This window comes from Streptomyces sp. 3330 (assembly GCF_031456635.1).
Lineage (GTDB): Bacteria > Actinomycetota > Actinomycetes > Streptomycetales > Streptomycetaceae > Streptomyces.
In genome coordinates this window covers 34,464-60,844 of sequence record NZ_JAVDVA010000023.1, presented here as the reverse complement: position 1 = coordinate 60,844, position 26,381 = coordinate 34,464, and the positions used below count along the sequence as shown (strand labels likewise).

General features: G+C 74.8%; 24 protein-coding genes and 2 pseudogenes. 11 read left to right on the top strand and 15 right to left on the bottom strand.

The window, feature by feature from the left end; genetic code table 11:
* Positions 1–10: 10 nt before the first annotated feature.
* Complete coding sequence (locus J2X68_RS31080; protein WP_310435922.1) at positions 11–370, top strand: metalloregulator ArsR/SmtB family transcription factor; 360 nt, start codon at positions 11–13, stop codon at positions 368–370.
* Positions 371–389: 19 nt separating this feature from the next.
* On the opposite strand, the pseudogene J2X68_RS31075 reads toward J2X68_RS31080, so the two are convergent.
* Together J2X68_RS31075 and J2X68_RS31070 are read right to left on the bottom strand one after the other, a co-directional pair.
* Positions 390–1,595: pseudogene (locus J2X68_RS31075) on the bottom strand (4-hydroxybenzoate 3-monooxygenase); the annotation flags it as partial.
* Between the two features lie 48 nt (positions 1,596–1,643).
* Positions 1,644–2,051: a CoA-binding protein gene (locus J2X68_RS31070; RefSeq protein ID WP_310435921.1), complete on the bottom strand. Its 408-nt coding sequence runs from the start codon at positions 2,049–2,051 to the stop codon at positions 1,644–1,646.
* Positions 2,052–2,163: 112 nt separating this feature from the next.
* Between J2X68_RS31070 and J2X68_RS31065 the strand changes: the two genes are divergently transcribed.
* On the top strand, positions 2,164–2,922 hold the full coding sequence (locus tag J2X68_RS31065) for a hypothetical protein (RefSeq protein ID WP_310435920.1): 759 nt from the start codon (positions 2,164–2,166) through the stop codon (positions 2,920–2,922).
* Entirely contained in the window at positions 2,919–3,470 is a 552-nt protein-coding gene (locus tag J2X68_RS31060; protein ID WP_310435919.1) for a histidine phosphatase family protein, read from the top strand. Before J2X68_RS31065 ends, J2X68_RS31060 begins: the two co-directional genes overlap by 4 nt.
* Here the strand turns inward: J2X68_RS31060 and J2X68_RS31055 are convergent.
* Positions 3,467–3,721 carry a hypothetical protein gene (locus J2X68_RS31055; protein ID WP_399041266.1) on the bottom strand — a complete coding sequence of 85 codons (255 nt, stop codon included), beginning with the start codon at positions 3,719–3,721 and terminating at the stop codon, positions 3,467–3,469. The two genes, J2X68_RS31060 and J2X68_RS31055, sit on opposite strands and share 4 nt — an antisense overlap.
* Positions 3,722–3,775: 54 nt before the next feature.
* On the opposite strand from J2X68_RS31055, the gene J2X68_RS31050 reads away from it, so the two are divergent.
* From J2X68_RS31050 to J2X68_RS31040, 3 genes are all read left to right on the top strand, one after another.
* Positions 3,776–4,402, top strand: coding sequence for a YigZ family protein (locus J2X68_RS31050; protein WP_310435918.1), 627 nt, complete (start codon positions 3,776–3,778; stop codon positions 4,400–4,402).
* 185 nt (positions 4,403–4,587) lie between these two features.
* The gene (locus tag J2X68_RS31045) at positions 4,588–5,751 is read left to right on the top strand and encodes an exonuclease SbcCD subunit D (protein WP_310435917.1); all 1,164 of its coding nucleotides are present in this window, start codon (positions 4,588–4,590) and stop codon (positions 5,749–5,751) included.
* Complete coding sequence (locus J2X68_RS31040; RefSeq protein WP_310435916.1) at positions 5,748–8,771, top strand: SMC family ATPase; 3,024 nt, start codon at positions 5,748–5,750, stop codon at positions 8,769–8,771. The genes J2X68_RS31045 and J2X68_RS31040 overlap by 4 nt, the downstream gene beginning before the upstream one ends.
* On the opposite strand, the gene J2X68_RS31035 is transcribed toward J2X68_RS31040, so the two are convergent.
* A complete protein-coding gene (locus J2X68_RS31035) occupies positions 8,732–9,178 on the bottom strand; it encodes an Lrp/AsnC family transcriptional regulator (protein WP_054240409.1) in 447 nt (148 codons plus the stop codon). The genes J2X68_RS31040 and J2X68_RS31035 overlap by 40 nt on opposite strands.
* 139 nt (positions 9,179–9,317) lie before the next feature.
* Here J2X68_RS31035 and J2X68_RS31030 point away from each other — a divergent pair, with 139 nt between their 5' ends.
* Positions 9,318–9,833: a rhodanese-like domain-containing protein gene (locus tag J2X68_RS31030; RefSeq protein ID WP_310435915.1), complete on the top strand. Its 516-nt coding sequence runs from the start codon at positions 9,318–9,320 to the stop codon at positions 9,831–9,833.
* A gap of 57 nt (positions 9,834–9,890) precedes the next feature.
* On the opposite strand, the gene J2X68_RS31025 is transcribed toward J2X68_RS31030, so the two are convergent.
* Both J2X68_RS31025 and J2X68_RS31020 read right to left on the bottom strand, forming a co-directional pair.
* Positions 9,891–11,582 (bottom strand): DUF885 domain-containing protein, encoded by a 1,692-nt coding sequence (locus J2X68_RS31025; protein ID WP_310435914.1) that lies wholly within the window; start codon positions 11,580–11,582, stop codon positions 9,891–9,893.
* Positions 11,583–11,615: 33 nt separating this feature from the next.
* Positions 11,616–12,107: an Lrp/AsnC family transcriptional regulator gene (locus tag J2X68_RS31020; protein ID WP_054240412.1), complete on the bottom strand. Its 492-nt coding sequence runs from the start codon at positions 12,105–12,107 to the stop codon at positions 11,616–11,618.
* A 60-nt stretch (positions 12,108–12,167) separates the two neighbouring features.
* Between J2X68_RS31020 and J2X68_RS31015 the strand changes: the two genes are divergently transcribed.
* Positions 12,168–13,394, top strand: coding sequence for a PLP-dependent transferase (locus J2X68_RS31015; protein ID WP_310435913.1), 1,227 nt, complete (start codon positions 12,168–12,170; stop codon positions 13,392–13,394).
* A 150-nt stretch (positions 13,395–13,544) separates the two neighbouring features.
* Here J2X68_RS31015 and J2X68_RS31010 read toward each other — a convergent pair whose 3' ends face one another.
* The 3 genes from J2X68_RS31010 to J2X68_RS31000 all read right to left on the bottom strand — a co-directional run bounded on the left by J2X68_RS31010 (position 13,545) and on the right by J2X68_RS31000 (position 18,301).
* Positions 13,545–14,957 carry a GNAT family N-acetyltransferase gene (locus J2X68_RS31010; RefSeq protein WP_310435912.1) on the bottom strand — a complete coding sequence of 471 codons (1,413 nt, stop codon included), beginning with the start codon at positions 14,955–14,957 and terminating at the stop codon, positions 13,545–13,547.
* A gap of 194 nt (positions 14,958–15,151) precedes the next feature.
* The gene (locus J2X68_RS31005) at positions 15,152–16,738 is read right to left on the bottom strand and encodes an alkaline phosphatase D family protein (protein ID WP_310435911.1); all 1,587 of its coding nucleotides are present in this window, start codon (positions 16,736–16,738) and stop codon (positions 15,152–15,154) included.
* 126 nt (positions 16,739–16,864) lie between these two features.
* Positions 16,865–18,301: a PLP-dependent aminotransferase family protein gene (locus tag J2X68_RS31000; RefSeq protein ID WP_310435910.1), complete on the bottom strand. Its 1,437-nt coding sequence runs from the start codon at positions 18,299–18,301 to the stop codon at positions 16,865–16,867.
* Here J2X68_RS31000 and J2X68_RS30995 point away from each other — a divergent pair.
* Positions 18,292–19,137: pseudogene (locus tag J2X68_RS30995) on the top strand (EamA family transporter); the annotation flags it as partial. The gene J2X68_RS31000 and the pseudogene J2X68_RS30995 sit on opposite strands and share 10 nt — an antisense overlap.
* 93 nt (positions 19,138–19,230) lie before the next feature.
* Here J2X68_RS30995 and J2X68_RS30990 read toward each other — a convergent pair.
* Positions 19,231–20,061, bottom strand: coding sequence for an alpha/beta hydrolase (locus J2X68_RS30990; protein WP_310435909.1), 831 nt, complete (start codon positions 20,059–20,061; stop codon positions 19,231–19,233).
* A gap of 336 nt (positions 20,062–20,397) precedes the next feature.
* On the opposite strand from J2X68_RS30990, the gene J2X68_RS30985 reads away from it, so the two are divergent.
* Positions 20,398–21,159 (top strand): GntR family transcriptional regulator, encoded by a 762-nt coding sequence (locus J2X68_RS30985; protein WP_310435908.1) that lies wholly within the window; start codon positions 20,398–20,400, stop codon positions 21,157–21,159.
* Positions 21,160–21,347: 188 nt separating this feature from the next.
* Here J2X68_RS30985 and J2X68_RS30980 read toward each other — a convergent pair whose 3' ends face one another.
* Complete coding sequence (locus tag J2X68_RS30980) at positions 21,348–22,505, bottom strand: ROK family transcriptional regulator (RefSeq protein ID WP_310435907.1); 1,158 nt, start codon at positions 22,503–22,505, stop codon at positions 21,348–21,350.
* Positions 22,493–22,849, bottom strand: coding sequence for a hypothetical protein (locus J2X68_RS30975; protein ID WP_310435906.1), 357 nt, complete (start codon positions 22,847–22,849; stop codon positions 22,493–22,495). The genes J2X68_RS30980 and J2X68_RS30975 overlap by 13 nt, the downstream gene beginning before the upstream one ends.
* 142 nt (positions 22,850–22,991) lie before the next feature.
* Between J2X68_RS30975 and J2X68_RS30970 the strand changes: the two genes are divergently transcribed.
* Positions 22,992–23,363, top strand: coding sequence for a hypothetical protein (locus J2X68_RS30970; protein WP_310435905.1), 372 nt, complete (start codon positions 22,992–22,994; stop codon positions 23,361–23,363).
* Between the two features lie 38 nt (positions 23,364–23,401).
* Here J2X68_RS30970 and mug read toward each other — a convergent pair whose 3' ends face one another.
* The 3 genes from mug to J2X68_RS30955 all read right to left on the bottom strand — a co-directional run bounded on the left by mug (position 23,402) and on the right by J2X68_RS30955 (position 26,334).
* A complete protein-coding gene (gene mug / locus J2X68_RS30965; protein ID WP_310435998.1) occupies positions 23,402–23,947 on the bottom strand; it encodes a G/U mismatch-specific DNA glycosylase in 546 nt (181 codons plus the stop codon).
* Positions 23,944–25,386, bottom strand: a complete 1,443-nt coding sequence (gene purB, locus J2X68_RS30960; protein ID WP_310435904.1) for an adenylosuccinate lyase — start codon at positions 25,384–25,386, stop codon at positions 23,944–23,946. The genes mug and purB overlap by 4 nt, the downstream gene beginning before the upstream one ends.
* A 168-nt stretch (positions 25,387–25,554) precedes the next feature.
* A complete protein-coding gene (locus J2X68_RS30955; RefSeq protein ID WP_310435903.1) occupies positions 25,555–26,334 on the bottom strand; it encodes an SGNH/GDSL hydrolase family protein in 780 nt (259 codons plus the stop codon).
* Positions 26,335–26,381 lie beyond the last annotated feature (47 nt).

Sequence of the window (26,381 nt, the reverse complement as noted above, 5' to 3'; positions counted from 1 at the left end):
TTATGTGCGTATGAGCGCACGCATGCACCTGTCACCTGCACACCATGCGCATCCGCGCACGCCCGGCGAGGAGCAGTTCGCCCTCGCCGCCGAGCTGCTCGCCCTGCTCGGCGACCGCACCCGGCTCGCCCTGCTGCACGCGCTGACCGCGGGCGAGGCCGATGTGACGACGCTGACGGAGGGAGTCGGGGCGGCCCGGCCGGCGGTCAGCCAGCATCTGGCCCGGCTGCGCCTCGCCGGACTGGTGGGCACCCGCAAGGAGGGCCGCCGGGTGGTCTACTCGCTCTCCGACGGCCATCTGCGCCGGCTGGTGGACGAGGCGCTGAACGTGGCGGACCACCGGCTCGGGGACGAGCCGCCGCACGACTGACGCAGTACCGACTGACTCGGTACCGCCCGGCCGTTCCCAGGTACTGCTCCGCGAAGGCGGTGGCGGCCGCGGGAGACGTGAACAGGCGGCGCAGCCGGGCGGACGTCGTGCCCGCGCGGAACGGGTCGCCGGCCGCGGGCCCGTGGTACACCTCGGACAGCCACTGCGAGAACTCCTGGTAGTCCCACACCCGGCGCAGACACGCCCGGGAGTAGTCGGCCAGGCCCGCGCCGTCACCGCCGTCGAGACGGGCGACCAGCGCGTCGCCCAGCAGGAACGCGTCGTGCAGGGCGAGGTTCATGCCCTTCGCGGCGATCGGCGCGACGAGGTGGGCCGAGTCCCCGGCCAGGAAGAGCCGCCCGTACGTCATCGGCTCGACCACGTAGTCGTGCATGTCCAGCACGCGCTTCTCGATCAGCCGCCCCTCGGCGAGCGGCGGCGCCCCCGCGCCCGCGAGACGCAGCCGCAACTCGGACCAGATCCGGTCGTGGGGCCAGTTCTCCGGATCGTCGCCCGGCGGGCACTGGAGGTAGTACCGGGTGACCTCGGGACTGCGGGGCATGTGCCCGGCGAACCCGTTCGGGTGGACGCCGAACAGGACGCAGTCGGCGGACGGGGGCGCCTCGGCGAGCAGCGCCAGCCAGCCCACGCCGTAGTCGTGCCGCGCGATCCGGGCCCGCTCCGGCATCAGCGCGGCCCGGCTGACCCCGCGCGCCCCGTCGGCTCCCACGACGAAGTCGCAGTTCAGCACCTGTCGTTGCGTGGTGTCGGGGCAGGTGTACGACACCGAGGGGCGGTCCGTGTCGAGGTCGTGCAGTGCGACGTCGCGCACCGAGAAGCGGGCGTCGCCCCCGCGGACGTCGACGTACTCGTGGACGAGGTCCGTCACGAGCAACGGCTGCGGGTACACCCAGTGATGACGACCCGTCAGCTCCGTGTAGGGGAAGCGGTGACGCTCACCGCCGAAGCGGAACTCGCATACGGAGTGCTGCTGGGCCCGCGCCGACAGGTTGTGGGCCAGGCCCCGTCGGCGCAGTCCCTGGACGGCCCACTCCTCGACGACTCCGGCGCGCGGCCGCCGTTCTGTGAACGCACGGCTCTCCGTCTCCAGTACGACGCAGTCGACGGACGCGGCCCGCAGGATGTTGCCGACGGTGAGACCCGCGGGGCCCGCGCCCACGACGACGACGGGAGTGTGGTGGGGGGAAGGGGAGTCGGTGCTCACCCGCACATTGTGGGCGGGCCCGGGACCGGCCCGGAGTGCCCCGCCCGGTCAGCCCAGCCGGGGGATCTCGATCGCCGGGCAGCGGTCCATGACCATCTCCAGACCCGCGGCCCGGGTCCGGTCGTAGGCGGCCTCGTCGACGACGCCGAGCTGGAACCACACCGCCTTCGCGCCCTTGGCGACCGCCTCGCCCGCGACGGCGCCCGCGAGCTCGGAGTTGACGAAGACATCCACGACGTCCACCTCGAAGGGGATGTCGGCGAGGGAGGCGTACCCCTGCTCCCCGTGCACCGTCTCCGCCTTGGGGTGGACGGGTACGACCCGCTTGCCGAAGCGCCGGAGCACCTCGGCGACCCCGTAGGCCGCCCGTCCGCGGTTCGTCGACAGGCCGACGACGGCCCAGGTGTCGCCGAGTCCGGTGAGGATCCTGCGGATCGTTGCCTCGTCGCCGTGCACCGGCGGCCTCCTTGAGATCGGAAAGGGACAGTCCCCGCCTACAACAGCTCGCGCCAGGCCTTGATTCCGGTCCCTGCCTGCGAAGTCGCGCCCACCCGCCTAGGCTCGCCTCGTGCTGAGCATCATCGACGCCCGAACCGGCGAGTCCGTCGTCGCCGCCCCCGTCCGCCGTGGCCTGACCCGGGTGGAGGCGCACGCCTCGGGGTACGGAGCCGCATCGCTGCGGGTCCTCCTCGTCGCCGATCTGCTCTTCCGCGCGCTGGAGCTCGGCGGCACGCCCGTGTGGGCGCAGCTGTCCGGCGAACGCGACCAGGCGGAACTCCGGGCGGCCGCCACCGCCCTCGGCATGCACCCCTTCGAGGACGGCCGCGACCTCGGCGCGGGCGCCGGGGTCGGCGAGGCGCAGATCCTGCACGTGGTGGCGGAGGGCGGCCGCACCCCCGACGGGGTGTGCGTCGCCGTCGCGCCGGCGGAGGGCGCGGTGCCCCGCGGGCCGGGATCGGGCCGGGGCGCCGGCGGGACGGACACCGGCCTCGCCGTCCTGCGGCTGGCCCTTCTCTCCCGGCCCCGCACCGAACCCCTGCGGCTCGACGCCGACGCGCTGGGTGAGGCCCGGGACACCCTCGCGGGCTGGCGGCGAGCCGTCGCCCGGTGGGCTCGGCGGCCCTCGCGGCCGGTTCCCGAAGAGGTGCGCGGACGGCTGCGGACCGCCTGGGAGGACGACCTGGACCTGCCCGCGGTGCTGCGGGTGCTGCGGTGGGTGGAGGCCGCGGGGCCCGAGCTGCCGGACGGCGCCCGCTTCGAGAGCTTCGCCTACGCCGACCGTCTCCTCGGCCTCGAACTCACCCGCGACATCGGAACCCCGGCGTGACCGGGCCGGGCGGGGGGACGGCGCCGCGCCGGCTGGTGGTGCTGCGGCACGCCAAGTCGGCCTGGCCGGACGGCGTCCCCGACCACGAGCGGCCGCTCGCCCCGCGCGGCCTGCGGGACGCGCCGGCCGCGGGCCGCGCGCTCGCCGCGGCCGGGCAGGTCCCGGACCTCGCCCTGTGCTCCACCGCCGCCCGCGCCCGCGGGACCTGGGAACTGGCCGCCGCCGAGTGGGACTCCCCGCCCCCGGTGCGCTTCGACCCGCGGCTCTACGGGGCCGGTGTCCCCGGCCTCCTGGAGGTCGTCCACGAGGCGCCCCCCGAGGTCGGGACGCTGCTGCTGGTCGGGCACAACCCCGGCCTCGGGGAACTGGTCCTCGGCCTGGCGGGGGACGGACCGGACGACATCCTGGACGAGGTGCGGCTGAAGTTCCCCACGTCGGCGATCGCCGTCCTGGACTGGCACGGGCCCGGCTGGCGGGCCCTCGCGGCGGGCACGGCCCTGCTGACGTCGATGACCGTGCCGAGGGGCCGCAAGCCGCGGGAGGGCTAGCCGACGCGCACGCGCGGCCGCCGCCCGGGACCGGGCCCCGCGCGGCGCAGCACCTCGCGGGTGGGAAGCGCGCCGAGCGGCGTCGGCGCGATCGGCACGAGCATCGCGAGCGGGGACGGCGGACCGGCCGCCAGGGCGGCGGTGCCCGGCTGGTAGCCGAGCGTGGAGAAGCAGTCGGCACCGGTCGGGCACATCACGCGCCACCGGCGGTGGCCCTTCTGCTCCGCCTGCGGGGCGGCGTGCGGGCACACCGTCGCCCGCCCCTCGGCGACGGCGACTCCGCGATCACCGCATAGGCTGGCCGGATGCAGGACGAGTACCGCACGATCGCCCACGCGGGCGTGCACGAGACCGAGGTCAACCGCTCCCGCTTCCTGTGCGCCCTCGCCCCCGCGGCCACCGAGCAGGAGGCGCAGGACTTCGTCGCGTCCGTCCGCAGGGAGCACGCGGACGCCACCCACAACTGCTGGGCGTACGTCATCGGCGCCGACGCCTCCGTCCAGAAGGCGAGCGACGACGGTGAGCCCGGCGGCACGGCGGGCGTCCCGATGCTCCAGATGCTGCTGCGCCGCGACATGCGGTACGTCGTCGCCGTCGTCACCCGCTACTACGGCGGGGTCAAGCTCGGCGCGGGCGGTCTCATCCGGGCCTACGGGGGCGCGGTCGGCGAGGCCCTCGACGCCCTCGGCACCCTCACCCGCCGCCGCTTCCGCCTGGCCACGGTGACCGTGGACCACCAGCGCGCGGGCAAGGTCCAGAACGACCTGCACTCGACGGGCCGCGCGGTGCGCGACGTCCGCTACGGCGAGGAGGTCACCATCGAGATCGGCCTGCCGGACGCCGACGTGGAGGCCTTCCGCGCCTGGCTCGCGGACGCGACGGCGGGGACGGCGGGGTTCGAGCTGGGCGGGGAGGCCTACGGGGACGCGTGAGTCGTGGCGCGCGGGGCGGCGGCGCCCGTCGCGCGGCGGAGACGATCCGGCGGTGCGTGACGCGTGACACGTCGACGGACACATGGGTGGAATGTCCGTAACGCTCCTTTATGTCGGCCGGTATGACGGTGCGATACGGGAGTAACCGCCCGTGATGTCAGACCCGGCCGTTAGTCTCGGGGATCATGAGGCTCCTGCACACTTCCGACTGGCATCTCGGCCGGGCGTTCCACCGGGTGAACATGCTCGGCGCCCAGGCCGAGTTCATCGGTCACCTCGTCGCGACCGTGCGTGAGCGCGAGGTCGACGCGGTGGTCGTGTCGGGAGACGTGTACGACCGCGCGGTGCCTCCGCTCGCCGCGGTCGAACTGTTCGACGACGCCCTGCACCGGCTCGCCGCCCTCGGCGTGCCCACGGTGATGATCTCCGGGAACCACGACTCGGCCCGCCGGCTCGGCGTCGGCGCCGGGCTGATCGGACGGGCCGGCATCCACCTGCGCACCGATCCCGCCGCCGCGGGGACGCCCGTGGTGCTCGCCGACGCCCACGGGGACGTGGCGTTCTACGGCCTGCCCTATCTCGAACCCGCCCTGGTGAAGGACGAGTTCGGCGTGGAGAAGGCCGGCCACGAGAGCGTGCTGGCCGCCGCCATGGACCGGGTCCGCGCCGACCTCGCCACCCGCCCGCGCGGGACGCGTTCCGTCGTCCTCGCCCACGCCTTCGTCACCGGCGGCGAGCCCAGCGACAGCGAGCGGGACATCACCGTCGGCGGGGTCGCCTCGGTGCCCGCCGGGGTCTTCGACGGCGTCGACTACACCGCGCTGGGACACCTGCACGGCTGCCAGACCCTCACCGAACGCGTGCGCTACTCCGGCTCCCCGCTGCCGTACTCCTTCTCGGAGAGCGAGCACCGCAAGACCATGTGGCTGATCGACCTCGGGGCCGACGGGGAGCTCGACGCCGAGCGGATCGACTGCCCGGTACCGCGCGCGCTGGCCCGGGTCCGCGGCCCCCTGGAGGAACTCCTCGCCGACCCCGCGCTCACCCGGCACGAGGAGGCGTGGGTCGAGGCGACGCTCACCGACGCCGCCCGCCCGGCCGACCCCATGGCCCGGCTCACCCGACGCTTCCCGCACACGCTCAGCCTCGTCTTCGCCCCCGAGCGCGCCCCCGACGACCCCGGCGTGTCCTACGCCCGGCGCCTCGCCGACCGCAGCGACCAGGAGATCGCCGAGGACTTCGTCGCCCACGTGCGCGGCGCGGGCCCCGACGCACGCGAGCAGGGCGTGCTGCGGGACGCCTTCGACGCGGTGCGCGCGGACGACGCGGTGCGGGAGGTGGCGCGATGAGGCTGCACCGGCTCGACCTGACGGCCTTCGGCCCCTTCGGCGACCCGCAGAGCGTCGACTTCGACGAGCTCTCCGCCGCCGGGATCTTCCTGCTGCACGGGCCGACCGGCGCCGGCAAGACCTCCGTCCTGGACGCCGTCTGCTACGCGCTGTACGGCTCCGTGCCCGGCGCCCGGCAGAGCGGCCAGGGCCTGACCCTGCGCAGTGACCACGCGGCGCCGGGCGCCCGCACCGAGGTCACCCTCGAACTCACCGTCGCGGGGCGCCGGCTGGAGGTCACCCGGCAGCCGCCCTGGGAGCGGCCCAAGAAGCGCGGCACGGGCACGACGGTCGAGAAGGCGCAGAGCTGGCTGCGCGAGTACGACGCGGTCGCCGGCGCCTGGAAGGACCTCAGCCGCTCCCACCAGGAGATCGGCGAGGAGATCACCCAGCTGCTCGGCATGAGCCGCGAGCAGTTCTGCCAGGTCGTGCTGCTGCCCCAGGGCGACTTCGCCCGGTTCCTGCGCGCCGACGCCGAGGCGCGCGGCCGGCTCCTCGGCCGCCTCTTCGACACCCGGCGGTTCGCCGAGGTCGAGAAGCGGCTCGTCGAGCGCCGCCGCAGCACCGAGGCACGCGTGCGTGACGGCGACTCCGCCCTGCTCGCCGACGCCCACCGGATGCAGCAGGTCGCCGGGGACGCCATGGAGCTGCCCCCCTTCGCCCCGGGGGACCCTGGGCTCGCCGAGGCGGTCCTGGCCGCGGCCGCCGTCGCCCGCAGCACCTCCCGCGAGCTGCTGACGACCGCCCACTGCGGCCGTCTCGCCGCCGAGTCCGCGCAGGCCGCGGCCGAACGCACGCTGGAGGACGTACGCGAACGGGCCCGGCTCCAGCGCCGGTTCGCCGACGCGCGCGAGCGGGCCGCCGTACTGGAGGAGCGGGCGGACGACCACCGGGACGCGCAGGCGCGGATGGAGCGGGCGCGCAAGGCCGAGTCGGTGGCGCCGGCGCTGGAACTGCGCGAGGCCGCCTCGACCGAGCACACGAAGGCCTCCGCCCGGGCGGCCCGCGCGCGGGACCTGCTGCCGCGGCGGTTCGCGGACGCAGGCGCGGCCGGGCTGGCCGCCGCCGCCCGCCGGACGGCCGAGGAACTGGGCGGGCTGGAGTCGGCCCGCCGGGGCGAGCTACGGCTGGCCGCGCTGGTGGCCGAGCGGGCCGACCTGGACCGGCGCGAGCGCGACGACGAGGACGTCCTGACGGAGGCCGAGGCCTGGCTCGCGGACTGGGACACCGTCCGCGCGGGTCTCCAGGCCCGCGTCGAGGCCGCCCAGGAGGCCGCCGCCCGCGCCGAACAGCTCGACGGCCGGCGCGAGCCCCTGCAGCGGCGCCTCAAGGCCGCCCGCCTGCGCGACGAGCTGGCCCGCGACCTGGAGGCCGCCCAGCGCAAGGCCCTCGCCTCCGGCGAGCAGGCGCAGACGGCCCGCGCGCACTGGCTCGACCTCAAGGAACAGCGCCTGAACGGCATCGCCGCCGAACTGGCCGCGACCCTCGCCGACGGGACGCCCTGCGCCGTCTGCGGCGCCACCGAGCATCCCGCGCCCGCCCGCAAGGTCGCGGGGCACGTCGACCGCGAGACCGAGGAACGGGCGCTCACCGACTCGCGGCGCGCGGAGGAACGGCACGCCCAGGACGAACGCGAGCTCGGCCTCGTACGAGAGGCGCTCGCCGCGGCGACCGCGGAGGCGGGCGACACCCCGACCGACCGGCTCGCCGCCGAAGCCCGGGAGGGAGAGGAGGGCTACGCGCAGGCGCGCCGCGAAGCCTCCGCGCTGCATCCCGCGCGTGAGGAGCTGCGCCAGGCCGAGCAGGAGCACGAACGCCGCACGGAGGCGCACCGCGAGGCCGCGGTGCGGACCGCCTCCCGGGTCGGCCACCGCGAGCGCCTGGAGCGCGAACGGGCCGCGCTGGAAGAAGAGTTGACGCAGGTCAGGGGCCCCGCGGAGAGCGTGGCCGCGCGGGCCGCCGAACTGGAGGTGCTGGCCGCACGGCTCACCGACGCGGCCGACACCGCCCGCGCCGCCGAGGGGAGCGCCGAGCGCCTCAAGGCAGCCGACGGACGCCTCGACGAAGCCGCCTTCCGGGCCGGCTTCGACACCCCGCGGGCCGCCGCCGAGGCCCTCCTCGACGACACCGCCCACCGTGAGCTGCAACGGCGGCTCGACGCCCGGCAGACCGAGGAGGCCGCCGTACGGGCGGTCCTCGCCGAACCCGAGACCGTGGCCGCGGCGCAGCAGCCGCCCGCCGACCTCGCGGCCGCGGAACGGGCCGCGGCCGCCGCGGCCGAGCGGCTGCGCACGGCCGCCTCCGCCCAGGACGCCGCCGCCCGCCGCTGTGCCGAACTCGACCAGCTCTCCGCGCGGGCGAGCGACGGCGTACGCCGGCTCGGGCCGCTGCGCGAGGAGTACGACCGGGTGGCCCGCCTGGCCGGGCTCACCGCAGGCACCTCCGCCGACAACGAGCGCAAGATGCGTCTGGAGGCGTACGTCCTGGCCGCCCGCCTGGAACAGGTCGCCGCCGCCGCGACCGTCCGGCTGCACCGCATGTCCTCGGGGCGCTACACCCTCGTGCACTCCGACGACCGGGCCGGGCGCGGCCGCAGCGGGCTCGGACTGCACGTCGTCGACGCCTGGACCGGGCGCGAGCGGGACACGGCCACGCTGTCCGGCGGCGAGACCTTCTTCGCCTCGCTCGCCCTCGCCCTGGGTCTCGCCGACGTGGTGACGGACGAGGCGGGCGGGGTCCGCCTCGACACCCTCTTCATCGACGAGGGGTTCGGCAGCCTCGACGACCAGACGCTCGACGAGGTCCTCGACGTCCTCGACTCGCTGCGCGAACGCGACCGCAGCGTCGGCATCGTCAGCCATGTCGCCGACCTGCGGCGGCGCATCCACGCCCAGCTGGAGGTCGTCAAGGGGAGATCGGGGTCGCTGGTGCGGCAGCGGGGCTACCGGCCCAGCGGACGCCTCGGCAGCGGCGACGAGTAGACGACGCTGGTGGTCACCGACCCCAGCGCGCCGATCTTGCCCGACACCTCTTCGAGGTGCCGCATCGACCGGGCGGTGACCTTGATCACGAAGCAGTCGTCGCCCGTCACATGGTGTGCCTCCAGGATCTCGGGCGTGACGGCCACCAGGTCGTGGAAGGGCTTGTAGTTGCCGTTCGGGTAGCGCAGCCGCACGAAGGCCAGGATCGGCAGCCCCAGCCGTTCGGGGTCCACCACGGCCGCGTACCCCTGGATGACGCCCGCCTCCTCCAGCCGCCGTACCCGCTCGGTGACGGCGCTCGCCGACATCGCCACGGCACGGGCCAGGTCGGCGAAACTGGCCCGGCCCTCGCGCTGGAGGACCTCGAGAATGCGCCAGTCGGTGGCGTCCGGGGAATACGCGGTCATGAGCGAGGAATAGCAGGGGAATCCCCGGCAGGGCAAGGCTCAGGCCGGGGAACGCCCCTTCAGGCAGGGGGATCACCGGTCGTAGATTTCGGGTCGTAGAGAGCAGTGACCAGCCGGAACCCCTCGGGAGGGCCCCGCGATGACCCCCATGACCCCGCTCACCGCCACGACCGGCACGGCCGCCGCGACCGCGGTCGACCCCGTCCTGCGCGTCGCCCCCGCGGCGCCGGCCGAGGCCGCCGCGTACTTCCGGGCGAGCCTCGCCTTCCACGCCGACGTCTCCGACGTGGCGGCGGCCCTCGCCGCCGGAGGCGACCCCGGCTTCGTCGTCCTGGACTCCCGCTCCACCGCGTCCTGGGACCAGGGCCACATCCCGGGCGCCGTGCACCTGCCCACCGCGCTCATCGCCGAGCAGGCCGCGCAGCTCCTCGACCCTGACGTGCCGGTCGTCACCTACTGCTGGGGGCCCGGCTGCAACGGCGCCACCCGCGCCGCCCTCGCGCTTGCCGAACGCGGCTACCGGGTCAAGGAGATGCTCGGAGGCTTCGAGTACTGGGTGCGGGAGGGCTTCGCCTACGAGACCTGGGAGGGCGGCGAGCGGCGCGCCGCCGATCCGCTCACGGCGCCCCTCGACGCGGAGAACTGCGGCTGCTGACAGCCCGTTCGGGGCCGGGCGGGCGGCTCTCCGCCTCTCCCGGCCCCGCACCGCGCCTCAGAGCCGCGCCAGCTCTTCCACCAGGTCGTCCAGGCCCAGCGAGCCCTGCGAAAGGGCCGCCATGTGCCAGGACTTGAGGTCGAAGGCGGCACCGTGCCGCTCGCGGGCCTTCTCCCGGCCCAGCAGCCAGGCCCGTTCGCCGAGCTTGTAGCCGATCGCCTGGCCGGGGATGGTCAGATAGCGGGTCAGCTCGCTCTCCACGAAGTCCGCCGGGCGGCTGCTGTGCCCGCCGAAGAACTCCTGGGCCAGTTCCGGGGTCCAGCGCTCGCCCGGGTGGAAGGGGGAGTCCGCCGGGATCTCCAGCTCCAGGTGCATGCCGATGTCGACGATGACCCGCGCCGCCCGCATCATCTGCGCGTCCAGATAGCCGAGCCGCTGCTCCGCGTCGGTGAGGAATCCGAGTTCGTCCATCAGCCGCTCCGCGTACAGCGCCCAGCCCTCGCAGTTGGCGCTGACCATGCCGATGGAGGCCTGGTAGCGGGAGAGGTCCCCGGCGACGTGCGCCCACTGCGCCAGCTGGAGGTGGTGACCGGGGACGCCCTCGTGGTACCAGGTGGAGACGAGGTCGTAGACCGGGAAGCGGGTCTGCCCCATCGTCGGCAGCCAGGTGCGGCCCGGCCGCGAGAAGTCCTCCGTCGGGGGCGTGTAGTACGGGGCGGCCGCGCCGCCGGGCGGGGCGATCCGCGACTCCACCTTCCGTACCCGCTCGGCGAGTTCGAAGTGCGTGCCGTCGAGCGCCTCGATCGCCTGGTCCATCAGGCCCTGGAGCCAGTCGCGGACCTCGTCGACGCCCTCGATGTGCGTGCCGTGCTCGTCGAGGTGGGCCAGAGCCACCCAGGGGGTCTCCGCGCCCGGCAGGATCTTCTCGGCCTCCTTCTTCATCTCGGCGAGCAGCCGGTGGTACTCCGCCCATCCGTACGCGTACGCCTCGTCGAGGTCGAGGTCGGTGCCGTTGAAGTAGCGGGCCGCGCGGGCGTAGCGCTCCCGGCCGACGGTGTTCGGCGCGTTCTCGATCGTCGGCGCGTACACGTCGCGCATCCAGTCCCGCAGCTCCACGACGGCCGCGGTCGCCGTGCGGGCGGCCTCGTCCAGCTCGGCGCGCAGCGCGTCCGGCCCGGTGGACACGAAGCCCTCGAACCAGCCGTTGCCCTCGCCGTCCGTGTCCGACCACTCGGTGAGCTGTCCGACGAACGTGGCGGTCGGGCGCGGCGCCGCGTACAGCTTGCGCTCCAGGCCCAGGGCCAGGGACTCCCGGTAGCCCGCGAGGGCCGCCGGCACCCCGCGCAGCCGCTCCGCGACCGCCGCCCAGTCCGCGTCGGTCTGCGTCGGCGTCACGGTGAACACCTCGCGCACGTGATGCGGAGGGGTGGCCATGTTGCCGACGGCGCGCAGTGCCTCGTCGGCGTCGTGCACCGCGAGTTCCGCGGTCAGGCGCTCGCGCAGCAGGCGCGCGCACCGGCGCTCGATGTCACGGTCGGCGCCGGGCCGCCGCTCGGCCTCGTCGAGCGCGGCCAGCGTGTCCCGGGCCAGCTGCGCGAGCGCCTCCCGGCCGGCGGGCGAGTAGTCGGGCAGACGGCTCGAACTCTCCTGCACGCCGAGGTAGGTGCCGGTCACCGGGTCGAGGGCGATGAGGTGGTCGACGTACGCGTCGGCGACCTCGCGGGGAAGCGGGCTGCTGGTCTGTGACATGGGCTCCATCCTCGTACGAGGCGGCGGCGCACGTCACGCTGTTTGTCCCGAAGTCGTCGGCGGCAGCAGCGGTCCGCACTCCCACTGCTGGAAGATCAGCCGCGTCTCGACCCGGGCCACCTCCCGCTGCGAGGTGAACTCGTCGAGCACCAGTCGCTGGAGATCGGCCATGTCCGCGACGGCGACGTGGACGAGGTAGTCGTCGGGCCCGGTGAGGTGGAAGACGGTGAGCGCTTCCGGCAGCCCTCGGATCCGCTCCACGAAGGGCCCCACCAACTCCCGCCGGTGCGGCCTGACCTGCACCGACAGCAGCGCCTGGAGGCCACGGCCCAGTTTGGCCGGATCGAGCCGCAGCTGATGACCGAGGATCACGCCCGAGCGGCGCAGCCGGGTCACCCGGTCCAGACAGGTCGACGGCGCGACCCCGACCTGGGCCGCCAGGTCGCGGTAGGTGGTCCGGGCGTCGTTCTGGAGCAGCCGCAGCAGCTGGAGATCGACCGGATCCAGTACGACGGATTCAGCCATGGGCCGAACGTAGCACGGCGTTCGAATACAGGACCCCGTCCGTTGTTCACCCTGCCGTCCATGGACTCAGCCTCAGCGAGCACGCACGCGTACGACGGCGTACGCCGACCCGCGTCGGGAGCACCCCGGGCACTGGCCACCGAGGCCGTGCACGCCGGGCGGGACGACCTGGCGGGCCAGGGCCTGCACGCCCCGCCGATCGACCTGTCCACCACCTACCCCTCGTTCGACAGCCGTGGCGAGGCGGCCCGCATCGACGCGTTCGCCGCGACGGGCGCGGAGCCGGAGGGGCCGCCCGTCTACGGCCGGCTGGGCAACCCGACGGTCGCCCGGTTCGAGACGGCCCTCGCCCGGCTCGAGGGCACCGAGAGCGCCGTCGCGTTCGCCAGCGGGATGGCGGCGCTGAGCGCGGTGCTGCTCGCGCGCTCCTCGACGGGGCTGCGGCACGTCGTCGCCGTACGGCCCCTCTACGGCTGCAGCGACCATCTGCTGACCGCCGGGCTGCTCGGCTCGGAGGTCACCTGGACCGACCCGGCCGGGATCGCCGACGCGCTGCGCCCGGACACCGGTCTCGTCATGGTCGAGTCGCCGGCCAACCCGACGCTCGCCGAGGTCGATCTGCGGGCCGTCGCCCACGCCTGCGGCTCGGTCCCGCTGCTCGCCGACAACACCTTCGCGACGCCCGTGCTCCAGCGCCCCGCCGAGCGCGGAGCGCGGCTCGTCCTGCACAGTGCCACCAAGTACCTGGGCGGACACGGTGACGTGCTCGGGGGTGTGGTCGCCTGCGACGAGGAGTTCGCCGGGCGGCTGCGGCAGATACGGTTCGCCACCGGCGGCGTGCTGCATCCGCTGGCCGGCTATCTGCTGCTGAGGGGCCTGTCGACGCTGCCGGTGCGGGTGCGGGCCGCCTCCGCGACCGCCGCCGACCTGGCCGGGCGGCTGGCCGCCGACCCGCGGGTGGCCCGCGTCCACTACCCGCGGATCGGCGGCGCGATGATCGCCTTCGAGGTCCACGGCGACCCGCACGAGGTCATCGCGGGGGTCCGTCTGATCACCCCGGCCGTCAGCCTCGGCAGCGTCGACACCCTCATCCAGCACCCGGCGTCCATCAGCCACCGCATCGTGGACGCCCAGGAGCGCCGGGGCGCGGGCGTGAGCGACCGGTTGCTGCGGCTCTCGGTCGGCCTGGAGGACGTCGAGGATCTGTGGGACGACCTGCGGGGGGCACTCGGCGCGGCGGACGCCACGGCCGCCGACCCGGCCGGGCGCGGGGCCGCCGTCGTGTGACGCGGGCCGCGGTCCGTGTGCGGTGAACGGCCCGCGCGGGCGCGCGGCGCGTCGGATGCGCCGGACGGCGTGTGCGTCACCCGTGAGCGGTGGACCGTGTGCGGACGGCCCGGCGGTCGTCGTACCGCCGGGCCGTCCGCGGCGCGTCGCTCAGTCGCGGGTGACGCGCTCGTCGTAGCGCCCGGAGCCGGCCCGTGCCCCGGTCGTGGCGCCGTCCAGGCGGGCGGTGATGACCAGCGTGCCCTCCTCGATCTGGTAGTCGAGGGGCAGGTCGAGGCCGCGCATGGCGGCGACCATGCCGGTGTTGGAGGCCTGCGTCACGGCGTAGACGCTCTCGCAGCCCGCCTCGACGGCCATCGCCACCAGCCGGCCGAGCAGTTCGGCCCCGACGCCGCGCCGCTGCCACTGGTCCTCGATCAGCAGGGCGACCTCCGTCTCGTCGCCGTCCCACAGCAGGTGGCCCAGGCCGACGACGCGCCCCGACGGCGTCTGCACCGCGAGGGTGCGGCCGAAGCGGGGGCTGAGCAGGTGCCTGAGGTAGCGGTCGGCGTCGCCGACGGGCCCGTGGTAGCGCATGCCGAGCGTGCGCGAGGAGCACCGCTCGTGCATGGCCTTCGCCGCCGCCAGGTCACCGGTGTCGGCCCGGCGCACGGTGATCGCGTTGCCCTCGGGCAGGGTCAGCACGTCCTGGCCGCTCGGCACCCGCGGGCCGAGCCGGGCGTCCAGCTCCACCAGCGCACGCGCGCGGGCGAACTCGGTCGGGGTGAACGGCAGATACGGCCGCTCCACGGTGATCACTCCGCCTTCCGGCGCCCGCAGGCGCATCACGGTGTCCTCCAGTACGCCCTCCACCGGCACGCCCTCCGGCCCACGGCCGCCGGCGCCCGGCGCGGCGGGCAGCGAACGGATCGTGCAGCGGCCCAGCAACTGACGTAGGGCCAAGGGTAGTTCAGCCGCGTCGAGAGCGGTGCGGGTGGCCAGGCCGAGGACCCGGGTCGGCGCGTCCACCAGGTCATGGGCGTCGGCCCGCTCGATCCAGGTGCCGCTGCCGCCCGCCAGGGCCACGGCCCGGGTGATCTCGCCCGCCGCCAGGCCGCCCGGGCCGCGCAGCAGGAACTCGTCCACGGTCTCCTCGCCCAGCGGGTGCGTCTGGAGGCTCAGGATGTCCACCCGGTGGCCGGCCAGCGCCGCGCAGAGCGCCGCCAGCGACCCCGGGGCGTCCTTCACCGTCGTCCGCATCCGCCACAGGGCGCTCTCCCCGGCGGCCCCGGAGGGGAGCTCGGACGGCCCGGCCTGCGACTCCTCGGAGGGCGGCCGGGCGTCGGTATCGCCCGTGGGCGGCGCGTGACCGTGGCGCCGCGCCCACCAGGTGTGGAAGCCGGCCGTGGCGACGAGCAAGGCCGCGGAGACGGTCAGCAGCGCCGGACCGTCGGGGCCGTGGCCCACCAGGTTCGCCACCCCGTCGGCCACCGCGACCGCCGTGAACAGCGCGGCGAGTTCCACCACGTCCCGTCGCCAGTGGTGCACGGGGCGTCCGCGTTTCGCACGCGTCACATCAGACATGTCTCGAGTCATGCAGCCACTGTGGAGGAATGGTGTTGCGTGATCACGAACGGTTTGTGACTGATGGGTAAAGGTTCCCAATGCCCGTTTTGTTAATTCTTCTACGATCACACCCTGTACGGGACGTCACGACCGTGCCGCGCACCGGGGGATGACGCCGGTGCGCGGCACGCGTCCGAGGGTACGGGACGGGACTACTGGCCGACCCGCCCCGGCTGGAGGACCTGGGTGAACAGCACGGTCCCGTCCTGCTCGCGCAGACGCACCGTCAGCTCCCCGCTGCCGCCGTCGATGTCGACCTCGCCGAAGAACTGGTAGCCGCCGGCGGGCGACACGTTCGAGGCGGTCGGCGCCTTCACGAACACCCGCTCCGGACCGAACGTGTCGTCCAGCGCGCCGGCCGGGAAGGCTCCCGCGTTCAGCGGTCCGGAGACGAACTCCCAGAACGGCTCGAAGTCGCCGAACGCGGCCCGCGCGGGCTGGTAGTGCTGCGCCGAGGTGTGGTGCACGTCGGCCGTCAGCCACACGGTGCCGGTGATCCGCCGGTGCTTGATGTACCGCAGCAGCTCGGCGATCTGGAGCTCGCGGCCCAGCGGCGCGCCCGGGTCGCCCTGCGCGACGGCCTCGATGTTCGCCCTGCCCTCGGTGGTGTCGGGCACCACCAGGCCGATCGGCATGTCGGCGGCGATCACCTTCCACACCGCGCGCGAGCGGGAGAGCTCCCGCTTCAGCCACTCCAGCTGCTCGGCGCCGAGGATGCCCTGCGGGTCCACGGTCTGGTCGTCCGGCGAGTTGGCGTTGCGGTACGTCCGCATGTCCAGCACGAACACGTCCAGCAGGGGCCCGTGGCGCACCACCCGGTGGACCCGGCCCTCGCGCGCACCCGGACGCAGGGTCGAGATCGGGAAGTACTCGCCGAACGCCCGCCGGGCGCGCCCCGCGAGCACGTCGACGCTCTTCTCCGTGTAGCGGGCGTCGGAGCCGGCGATCACCTCGCCGGGGTACCAGTTGTTGCGGACCTCGTGGTCGTCCCACTGGACGACTGACGGCACCCGGGCGTTGAAGCGGCGCAGGTTCTCGTCGAGCAGGTTGTAGCGGAAGTTGCCGCGGAACTCGGCCAGCGTCTCGGCGACCTTGGACTTCTCCTCGGTGGTGATGTTCCGCCAGAGGGTGCCGTCCGGCAGCGCCTGGGTCGCCGCGATCGGGCCGTCGGCGTAGATGGTGTCGCCGCTGCACAGGAAGAAGTCGGGATCGAGCTTCGCCATCGCGTCGTAGATGCGGTAACCGCCCAGCTCGGGGTTGATGCCCCAGCCCTGGCCCGCGAGGTCTCCCGACCACAGGAAACGCACCCCGCGCCGGCGCCCCGGGGAGACGGTCCGGAAGGTGCCGGTCACCGGCTCCCCGGTGCGCCGCGGGTCGTCCGGGTCGGCGAGGAGCACCCGGTAGTGGATCTGCTCGCCCGCGGGCAGCCCGTGCAGCCGGGTGGTGCCGGTGAAGTCCGTGCCCGCGCCGAGCAGCGGACCGTACGTGCGGCGGGCGCCGCGGAACGACTCGGTGGCCGCGGTCTCGACGACCATCCGCGCCGGACGGTCGGAGCGCACCCACACCAGCCCGGAGTCGGAGGTCACGTCCCCGGCCTGCACACCCCATCCCGCCCCGGGCCGCCCGGACCGGGCGAAAGCGGGAGCCGCGCCGAGGGCGGCGGGCAGGGTCAGGGCCGCGGAAGCGGCGAGCGAGCCGCGCAGGACGCCGCGGCGTCCGGGAATCGGACTGGGTGACATGGAGGGGCCTCCAGGGTCGGGAACCGGCCGGTGTGCACAGCCACACCTACTGGTGCGCCGCAGCGCGCACGGAAACCGCAAGTGAACAACCGGCCGCGGGAACACGGGATCCGGCGCGCGCGGCCGTCACCCGCCCGCGACCGCCTCCGCCATCAGGCGCACGCCGTCCCGGACGCGCGCGGGCGACAGCTGCGCGTAGCCGAGGACGAGACGCAGGCGTGCGTCCCGCGCGGCACCCGCGTGCGTGTACTCCGTCAGCGCGCGCACCTCGACCCCCGCCGCTGCCGTCCGCGCGAGGAACCGCTCCCGCGGCCCGTACCGCGCGGGGAACTCGGCGATGACATGGAGCCCCGCCGCGATCCCGGACACCCGCGCCCCGGGGAAGTGCTCCCGGAGCGCGCCCACCAGGGCGTCCCGGCGCTCCCGGTAGGCCCGCTGGCAGCGGCGCAGCTGACGGTCGTAGTCGCCGCGTTCCACGAACCGGGCGAACAGCGCCTGGTCGAGCGTGGGATGGCCGAGGTCCATCGTCCGTTTGCGCTCGGCGACCTCCGCGGCCAGTGCCTCGGGCACGAGCAGCCAGCCGAGCCGCAGTCCCGGTGCGAGCGACTTGCTGACCGACCCGGTGTAGGCCACGCGTTCGGGGTCCAGGCCCTGCAGCGCGCCCACCGGGGCGCGGTCGTAACGGAAGTCGCCGTCGTAGTCGTCCTCGATCACGAAGCCGTCCACGGACCGCGCCCAGTCGAGCAGTTCGGCGCGCCGCCGCGCCGAGTACGCGATCCCGGTGGGGAACTGGTGCGCGGGTGTCGTCACCACCGCCCGTACCCCGGACGACCTGAGCGGTTCCACGGCCAGCCCCTCGGCGTCGAGCGGCAGCGGCACCGCGCTCACGCCCGTCGCGGCGTACAGGGCGCCGTGCCGGGGGCTCCCGGGGTCCTCGACGCCCACGGTGTGCGTCCCGCGCGCGTGCAGCGCGAGCCCGAGCAACGCGCTCGCCTGCGCCACCCCGGAGACGACGACGAGCCGCTCCGGGTCGGCGACCACGCCCCGGCGGCGGGCGAGGAGCCCGGCCAGCGCGGTGCGCAGCCGGGGGAGCCCGCGCGGGTCGGGGTAGCCGAGCTCGTGATGGGGCAGCTCGGCGAGCACCCCCCGCTGCGCGGCGGCCCAGGCGGCACGCGGGAACAGCGACAGGTCCGGGGTGCCCGGCACGAAGTCGGCCCGGACGCCCGCGGGACGCGGAGCGAGGTCACGCGCGCGGGGCCGGGCCGCCCGGACGGCTCCGCTCACCCAGGTCCCCGCGCCGCGGTCGCTGCGCAGATAGCCCTCGGCCGTCAACTGCTCGTACGCCTCCGTCACCAGCCCGCGCGAGACCCCGAGGTCGGTGGCGAGATCCCGGCTCGACGGCAGCCGGGTGCCCCGCGCGAGCCGACCCGAGCGGACCGCGTCCCGCAGCGCGGCCCGGAGGGCACGGCCCCGCGCGCGCGGCGGGGCCGAGGCGGCCGGCAGCAGCAGCTCCCAGGCGGGTGACCCGGGGCCCGCGCCGGGATTGGTCCCCGATGGCGTCATGGAAGTGGACCTTAACCGGGACCGCCGCCGTTCCTAGCGTCGGTTCCATGAACGCGATCACCCTGCGCGGGTCCCTGCTCGCCGCGCTCGCCTGCCTTCTCGTCGGAGGGTCGTTCACCGCCAACAGCGTCCTCGGCGCCTACCCGTACGCGGGCGGCCAGGCCCTGCGCTACGGCCTCGCCTGTCTGCTGCTCGTACCCCTGGTGGGGGCGGGGGCCGTGGACCGGCTGCGCGCGCTCACCCGCCGCCTGTGGCTGCGCCTGGCGCTGCTCGCGGCTGTCGGGACGGTCGGCTTCAACGTGGCGGTGCTGGCCGCCGAGCGCAGCGCGGAACCCGCCGTCCCCGGCGTTCTCGTGGGCTGCGCGCCCGTGGTGGTGGCGGTCGTCGTCCCGCTGCTGGAGGGGCGGCGGCCCCGCCGTCCGGTGCTGGCCGGGGCGTTGCTGGTCGCGGTCGGCGCGTGCACGGTGCAGGGGTGGGGCCGCACGGACGGCGCGGGCATCGCCTACTCGGTCTGCGCGCTGGCCGGGGAGGTCGGTTTCGCGGTGCTGGCCGTGCCCGTCCTGCGCGTCCTCGGGCCGCGGCTGCTGTCCGCCACGGTGTGCGCGGTCGCGGCGGCGGAGGCCGCCGCGACCGGGCTGCTGCTCGACGGCGGCGCGTGGCTGCGGCGGCCGGACGGCACGGAGGCGGCCGCGCTGCTGTGGCAGGCGGCCGTCGTCACCGTCGTCGGCTTCGTGTGCTGGTACATGGGCATGCAGCGGATCGGAGCGGAGCGCGCCACGCTGTTCTCCGGGCTCATCCCGGTGGCGGCCGCCTGCACCGCCCCGCTCGTAGGAACGGGCTCGTACGGCCCCGCCCAGGGCGTGGGGAGTGCCCTGGTCGGGGCCGGAGTCGCGCTGGGGGCCGGGGTGCTGGGGCGTGGCCCCGGTGCCTCAGCGGCTGCCGTCGAGCATCACGCGCGCGACGAGCGCCGGATCGTCGTTCATCGGGCAGTGGCCGCAGCCGGGCAGCCGCACCAGACGCGCGCCGGGGATGACCCGCTTGGCGCGCACGCCCTGGCGGCGCACGAGCAGCCAGTCGCGGGTGCCCCAGCCGAGCGTGACCGGGATGCCGGGGAGGTCGTCGGTGAAGCGGACGGTGGCGCCGGCCCGCAGGGTCTGGTCGAACCCGGTGGCCCGGGCCAGGGCCAGCGTCTCGGCGACCACGGCCTCGGGTGAACGCCGGCTGGGCCGGGCGTAGATGGTGCTGGTGAGAGCGGTGCGGCCGGCCGCGGTGCTCGCCATCCGTTCGACGAGGGGCAGCGGCATCCGGCGCGAGATCTGCCGCATCGTCAGCAGGACGCCGAAGGCGTAGCGCCGCTCGGCCTGCGACCAGAACCCGGCGGGCGACAGCGCGGTGACGGACCGTACGAGCTTCTCGCGGCCCAGTTCCAGGGCGATCAGCCCGCCGAGGGAGTTGCCCGCGACGTGCGGCCGGTCGAGCTCCAGCGCCTCGCAGAGGGCGGCGAACACGGCGGCCGTCGTGCGCAGGTCGTAGGAGAGTCCGTCCGGCAGCGGCGGGGACACGCCGAAGCCCGGCAGGTCCACGGAGATCACCTCGCGCTCGGCGGCCAGGATGTCCACCACCGGGTCCCAGGCCTGCCGGTGGTGTCCGATGCCGTGGAGCAGGAGCAGCGGCTCGCCCCGGCCCACGCGCGCGTAGGACACCGTGACGGGCAGCGGGCCACGGGGGGAGGGGACCGTGAAGGAGACGGTGGCGGACATGGTGAGCTCCTCGACAGGACGGGCCGTGGGCCGGCCGGCGGACGCCCTGGACAGTTTGTCAGCAATAGCTACCGGCGGGTAGCCCCCGGGGCCGGCCGCGCTGCCCGCCGCGAGTCCGCCTTTGCTGCGCGGACCTTGCCGCAGTGTCACGGAACCGCGCCCGTACGAACGCCCCGTGAACCCTTTTCATCCCGACGCCTGCCGGCCCCCGCAGGGATCGAGGATTGGTCTTGACCAAGGGTGGGGGCCGCCCTATCGTCGCAGAGAAGTACAACAACCTTTAATAAACAAGGGCGCGAAAAACGCCGCCGGACCACGGCGATTGCGGAGGACAGGGTGGGGACCACGCAGCTGGAATCGGTACCGGAACCGAAGTACTGGCATCTCAAGACCGTGCTCAGCGAGGCACTCGACTCGGAATTCACCGTCGGCGAGATCCTGCCCAACGAGCGTGACCTGGCCGCCCGCTTCGGCGTCGCACGCGCCACGCTCCGCCAGGCACTCGAGCAGCTCGAACTCGAGGGCCGGCTCCAGCGCCGCCGGGGCGTCGGCACCACGGTCGCCCCACCCCGGATGGGCGTCGCCGTCGGCAGCGACCAGCAGGTCTGGCCGGGCACGGGCGACGACGCCTGGCAGGCCGTCGACTGCACCCTCGCGGCTCCGCCCGCGGCCGTCGCCACCGCGCTGGAGACCGCGCGCGACCAGGCCGTCCACATCGTGCGCCGCTCGCGGGTCTCGCACGGCCAGCCCGTCGCCGCCGAACTGCTCTACGTCCCCGTCGCGTCGGTGCCCGGCCTCGCCGCGATCGACACCCCCTCCGAGGCGGCACGCGCGCGTGCGGTGCTGCGCGCCCTCCAGCACCTGGAACTGGACGGCCAGGACCGCGCCGTGGAGCTGGGCTCCGCCCGCGCGGACGACGCCCGCGAACTCGACCGCCTCCCCGGCGCACCCGTCCTCGTCGTCACCACCCGCTTCTTCGCCGCGGGACGCACCGCCGCGCTGTCCGTCGCGACCTACCGCGCGGACACCTGCCGGCTGACGTTCGGCGCGTCCGGCGGCGTGGAGATACACCACGGACCGGAGCGCCGGGCCTCCTGAACACCCCGTCCGCCGCGCGCCGGACACGGCAGGCACCCTGAACGGCCTGCACCCGGCGCCCGTCGAGGGCGGTCCGCGCGCCGGTGCGCACCTCACCGGGCGGACCTGCCCGCCGCGCCCCGGAACTCCACCGGGGCGCGGCGCTCTTCACGGTGACGGACCGTCACCGCCGCGTCGTCGGAACGCCGTCACCGCCGCGCCGTCACGGTCCCCTCGACCGCGAACAACTGCTCCTCGACATGGTCGAGGGCGAGCCGCAGCGCCCCCGTCGCGACGGCCGCCTCGCCCAGCAGCGACAGGGCCACCTTCGGCGGGCGCAGGCAGTAGCGCGCCAACTCGTTGCGCAGCGGCTCCAGCACACCGTCCAGCCCGGCCGCCCAGCCGCCCACCACGACCAGCTCCGGATCGAGCGCCAGGACCAGCGCGGCCACGTCGTGGACGAGCCGCTGGATGAAGCGGTCCACCGCGGCAAGGGCCTGCCGGTCGCCCTCGCGGGCCTGCGCGAACACCGCGGCGACCGCCTGTTCGTCCAGCGGATGCAGCGGCTCGTCCGTCATGGACAGCAGCGTCTCCGGTGTCACCTCCCGGCCCAGCAGATGCAGCGCGCCGATCTCCCCGGCCGCCCCGCCGTACCCCCGGTGCAGCCGGCCCCCGATCAGCGAGCCCGCGCCCGGGCTCAGGCCGGCCAGCACGAAGACGATGTCGTCCGACTCGGTGGCCGACCCCTTCCAGTGCTCCGCCACGGCCGCCGCGTTGGCGTCGTTCTCCACCAGCACCGGACACTTGAACGAACGGCTCAGCCGCTCGCCCAGCCGCAGCCCCGTCCACTCGGGCAGCGCGGTGCCGAGCCGCACGGTCCCGTCCGCCTCCACGATCCCGGGCGTGCCCACCCCCACGGCCCGCAGCGAGCTGCGCGGGACGCCCGCCCGGCGCAGCAGCTCGGCCACGGCCGTGCGCAGCCGCTCCAGCCGATCGTCCGCAGGAGCCGCCTCGTCGACCTCCTTGGCCTGCGCGCCCAGGATCCGGCCGTCCAGGTCGGACAGCAGCGCGGCCACCCGGTGCGAGCCGATCTCCAGCCCCAGCAGATGCCCGGCCTCCGCCCGGAACCGGAACCGCCGCGCGGGCCGCCCCTGCCGCCGGGCGACACTCCCGTCGGCCGCCTTCTCGACGACGAGCCCCGCCCCGATGAGGTCCTCGACGACCCCCTCGACGGTCGGCCGGGACAGGCCCGTCACGCGGGTGATCTCCGTGAGCGTCGCGCAGTCCGCGGCACGCAGAGCGTGCAGCACCACCGCGGAATTGATCCTTCGCAGCAGCGAGGGATCCCCGCCGGTCAGCTGCCCCAACGTCCGTCCTTCCAGCTCGTGCGCGTGTTGCGCGGATCGTACTCGGCGATGCGGACCCCGGCGAGTAAGGAATCCGTACCGATATCCACCGGCGCGCTCACCCCGCCGCGACGGACCCCGACCCGTACACCGTGATCACCGCCCGCGCCCGGTCCCGCGCCCCGGTCGTCGCCGGAGGCGCCCCCGGCACGGGACCGGGGCGTCGTGGCCCCGGGGACGGGCCGGGCCGCGATCCCGGCTTCCGGCATCCGGCAGGGCGGCCGCCGCGGTCCCTCGGCCTCCCGCTTGTTCGGCCCGGCCCGCACCAGGGGTTCTTCGTCGACGAGGACCACGGTGACCGGCATCCGGCCAGCGTAGATCAGCGCGGCGGCGGCCCCGCCGGGACCCTCGGGCCGCCGACGCGCGGCGGGGGCGGTGCGGGTCGCCCGGCCGCCCGGCCCGCTGACGGTCCGCCAATTGTCAGTGGCGGCCGGTTTACTGGAGCTCATGGACATCGACAGGTACCTCGGGCCCGGTCACGGTACGACGGCCTTGGTGACCAGTTACGGCCTCGCGGTCGCGGACGCCGCGGTGCGCCGGGCGGAGGGGGAGCGGTTCTTCGAGGAGAAGGAGCACCTGGCCGGGAAACTGACGGTGCGATGGGGAGCTCCGTACCGCGTCGGACTGCAGACGGTCCGGTTGCGGACCGGGGCCGAGGAGATACCCGAGCCCTGGGCCGAGCTGAGCCTCCGGGTGGGCGAGATGTGCCTCTGGCGGGCGGAGGAGCACGGCCGCTGGGTGGCCCTGGGAGTAGCCGACCTCGACCCGTACGACGAGATCCAGCTCCTGCTGGTCGTCACCGAGACCGACCCGCCCTGAGCGCCCCGGACGACGTGCGCCGTTCCGGCGCGAGGCCCTCAGTCCTCCGCCGCCGCCCTCAGCCGCGCGAACTCCTGCGCCATCGTCGCCGCCGTCCAGTGCGCGTTCAGCCCACTGGGATTGGGCAGCACCCACACGCGCGTGTCCCCGATGACGCGCTCCTGCGGGCCCACCGCGGCCTTGCGGTCGTCGAAGGCCGCCCGGTACGCGGTCACGCCCACGACCGCCAGCCAGCGGGGCTTCAGCCGGGTCACCTTGCGCGCCAGCAGCCGGCCGCCGTCCTGGTACTCCCGCGCCGTGAGCTCATCGGCCCGCGCGGTCGCCCGCGCCACCACGTTCGTGATGCCGAGCCCGTAGGAGAGCAGCTCCTGCTGCTCGGCGGGCTTCAGCAGTCTCGGGGTGAAGCCGGACAGATGCAGCACCGGCCAGAAGCGGTTGCCCGGGCGGGCGAAGTGGTGACCGGTGGCCGCCGTCATCAGGCCCGGGTTGATGCCGCAGAACAGCACGCGGAGACCGCCCGCGACGACGTCCGGTACGAGACGGTCGCGGGCGGCCTCCAGTTCCGCCTGGGTGAAGCGGGTCAGAGGATCGCTCCCGGGGTGTAGCCCGCCGCCTCCGGGCGCTGCTTCACGATCTCCTCGACCCGGCCGACGACCGTGGCCACCTGGGCCGCCGCGGCGCCCGTGAAGGACAGCTTGTCGGCCATCAGCTCGTCCAGCCGGGCGCGGTCGAGCGGGAGCCGCTCGTCGGCGGCCAGCTTGTCCAGCAGTTCGTTGCGCTCGGCGCCCTGCTCGCGCATCGCCAGCGCCGAGGCGACGGCGTTCTCCTTGATCGCCTCGTGCGCGACCTCACGGCCGACGCCCGCGCGCACGGCGCCCATCAGCACCTTGGTGGTGGCGAGGAACGGCAGGTAGCGGTCCAGCTCCCGGGCGACGACCGCCGGGAAGGCGCCGAACTCGTCGAGCACCGTCAGGAACGTCTCCAGCAGACCGTCGAGCGCGAAGAACGCGTCCGGCAGCGCGACCCGGCGCACCACCGAGCAGGACACGTCGCCCTCGTTCCACTGGTCGCCCGCCAGCTCGCCGGTCATCGAGGCGTAGCCGCGCAGGATGACCATCAGGCCGTTGACGCGCTCGCAGGAGCGGGTGTTCATCTTGTGCGGCATCGCCGAGGAGCCGACCTGGCCGGGCTTGAACCCCTCGGTGACCAGCTCGTGCCCGGCCATCAGCCGGATCGTCCGGGCCAGCGAGGAGGGGGCCGCCGCGAGCTGCACCAGCGCGGTGACGACCTCGTAGTCCAGCGACCGCGGGTAGACCTGGCCGACCGAGGTGAACGCCTGCGAGAAGCCCAGGTGACCGGCGATCCGGTCCTCCAGCTCGCTGAGCTTGGCGGCGTCGCCCCCGAGCAGGTCGAGCATGTCCTGGGCGGTGCCGACGGGGCCCTTGATACCGCGCAGCGGGTAGCGCCCGAGCAGCTCCTCGACCCGGCCGTAGGCGACGAGCAGCTCGTCGGCGGCGGTCGCGAACCGCTTGCCCAGGGTCGTGGCCTGCGCGGCCACGTTGTGGGAGCGCCCGGCCATGACCAGCTCGCCGTACTCGCCGGCCAGCTTGCCGAGGCGCGCCAGCACGGCCACCGTGCGGTCGCGGACGAGCTCCAGCGAGAGCCGGATCTGGAGCTGCTCGACGTTCTCCGTCAGGTCGCGGGACGTCATGCCCTTGTGGACCTGCTCATGCCCGGCGAGGTCGTTGAACTCCTCGATCCGGGCCTTCACGTCGTGCCGGGTGACCTTCTCGCGCTCGGCGATGGAGGCCAGGTCGACGGTGTCGAGGACACGCTCGTAGTCGGAGATCGCCGCGTCCGGCACCTCGATCCCGAGGTCCTTCTGAGCCCGCAGCACGGCGAGCCAGAGCTGACGCTCCAGCTTCACCTTGTGCTCGGGCGACCAGAGCGTGGCGAGCTCGGCGGAGGCGTAGCGTCCGGCGAGCACGTTGGGGATGCGGGGCTTGGCGGGAGCGGAAGTCACGTGTACGGATTCTACTGGCGATTCGTGCAGGCCAGCGCCACGGTCCCGTTCGGCGGAACCTACGAGACCGGCGTCACCCCGCCCCGCCCGCGGGCCCGCCCCGGCTCCGGCCACCGGCCTGGGCCCCGGGCCGGCTCGGGACGCGCGCGGGACGGGCTCGGGAGACGCCTACCCCTGGCCCTCGTACGGCAGCAGGTCGGGCCGCTTCGGCGGCAGGCCGTCCCCGGAGGACCGGCCGGTCAGGCGGCGGCCTATCCAGGGGAGCAGGTGCTGCCGGGCGAACCGCGCGTCCGCGACGCGGCGGGCGGCCCAGCCCGGAGGCAGCGTGGCCGGCATCGGCGTATGCCACTCGGTGTCCTCGGGGTCGTGCCCGAGGCCCTGCCAGACCGCCTCCGCGACCCGGCGGTGGCCCTCCGCCGTCAGGTGCAGCCGGTCGATGTCCCACATGCGCGGGTCCCCGAGGGACGGGGCGCCGTACAGGTCGACGAGGAGCGCGCCGTGCCGCTGCGCGAGCTCCTCGACGTGCGCGAACAGCTCCTCCATGCGCGGCCTGAAACGCTCCAGGACCGGCCCCTGCCTGCCCGGGCTGCGCATCAGCACCAGCTCCTTGCAGGCGGGGGTCAGGCGTTCCACGGCCTCCGTCAGCAGACCCTTCACGCGGCCCATGTCGCACTTGGGGCGCAGGGTGTCGTTGAGGCCGCCGACCAGGGTGATCACGTCGGCGCCCATCGCGGTGGCCACCGGCACCTGCTCGTCGACGATCTGCCCGATCAGCTTGCCGCGCACCGCCAGGTTGGCGTACCGGAAGCCGGGGGTGCGGGCGGCCATCCGCGCGGCGAGGAGGTCCGCCCAGCCCCGGTAGGAGCCGTCGGGCAGCAGGTCGGACATGCCCTCGGTGAAGGAGTCGCCGAGGGCGACCAGGCTGGTGTGTGTGGGATTCGTCTGCATGGCGCCATCGATGGTAGCCCGAGTCCCATACCCAGCGGTCGGTCACC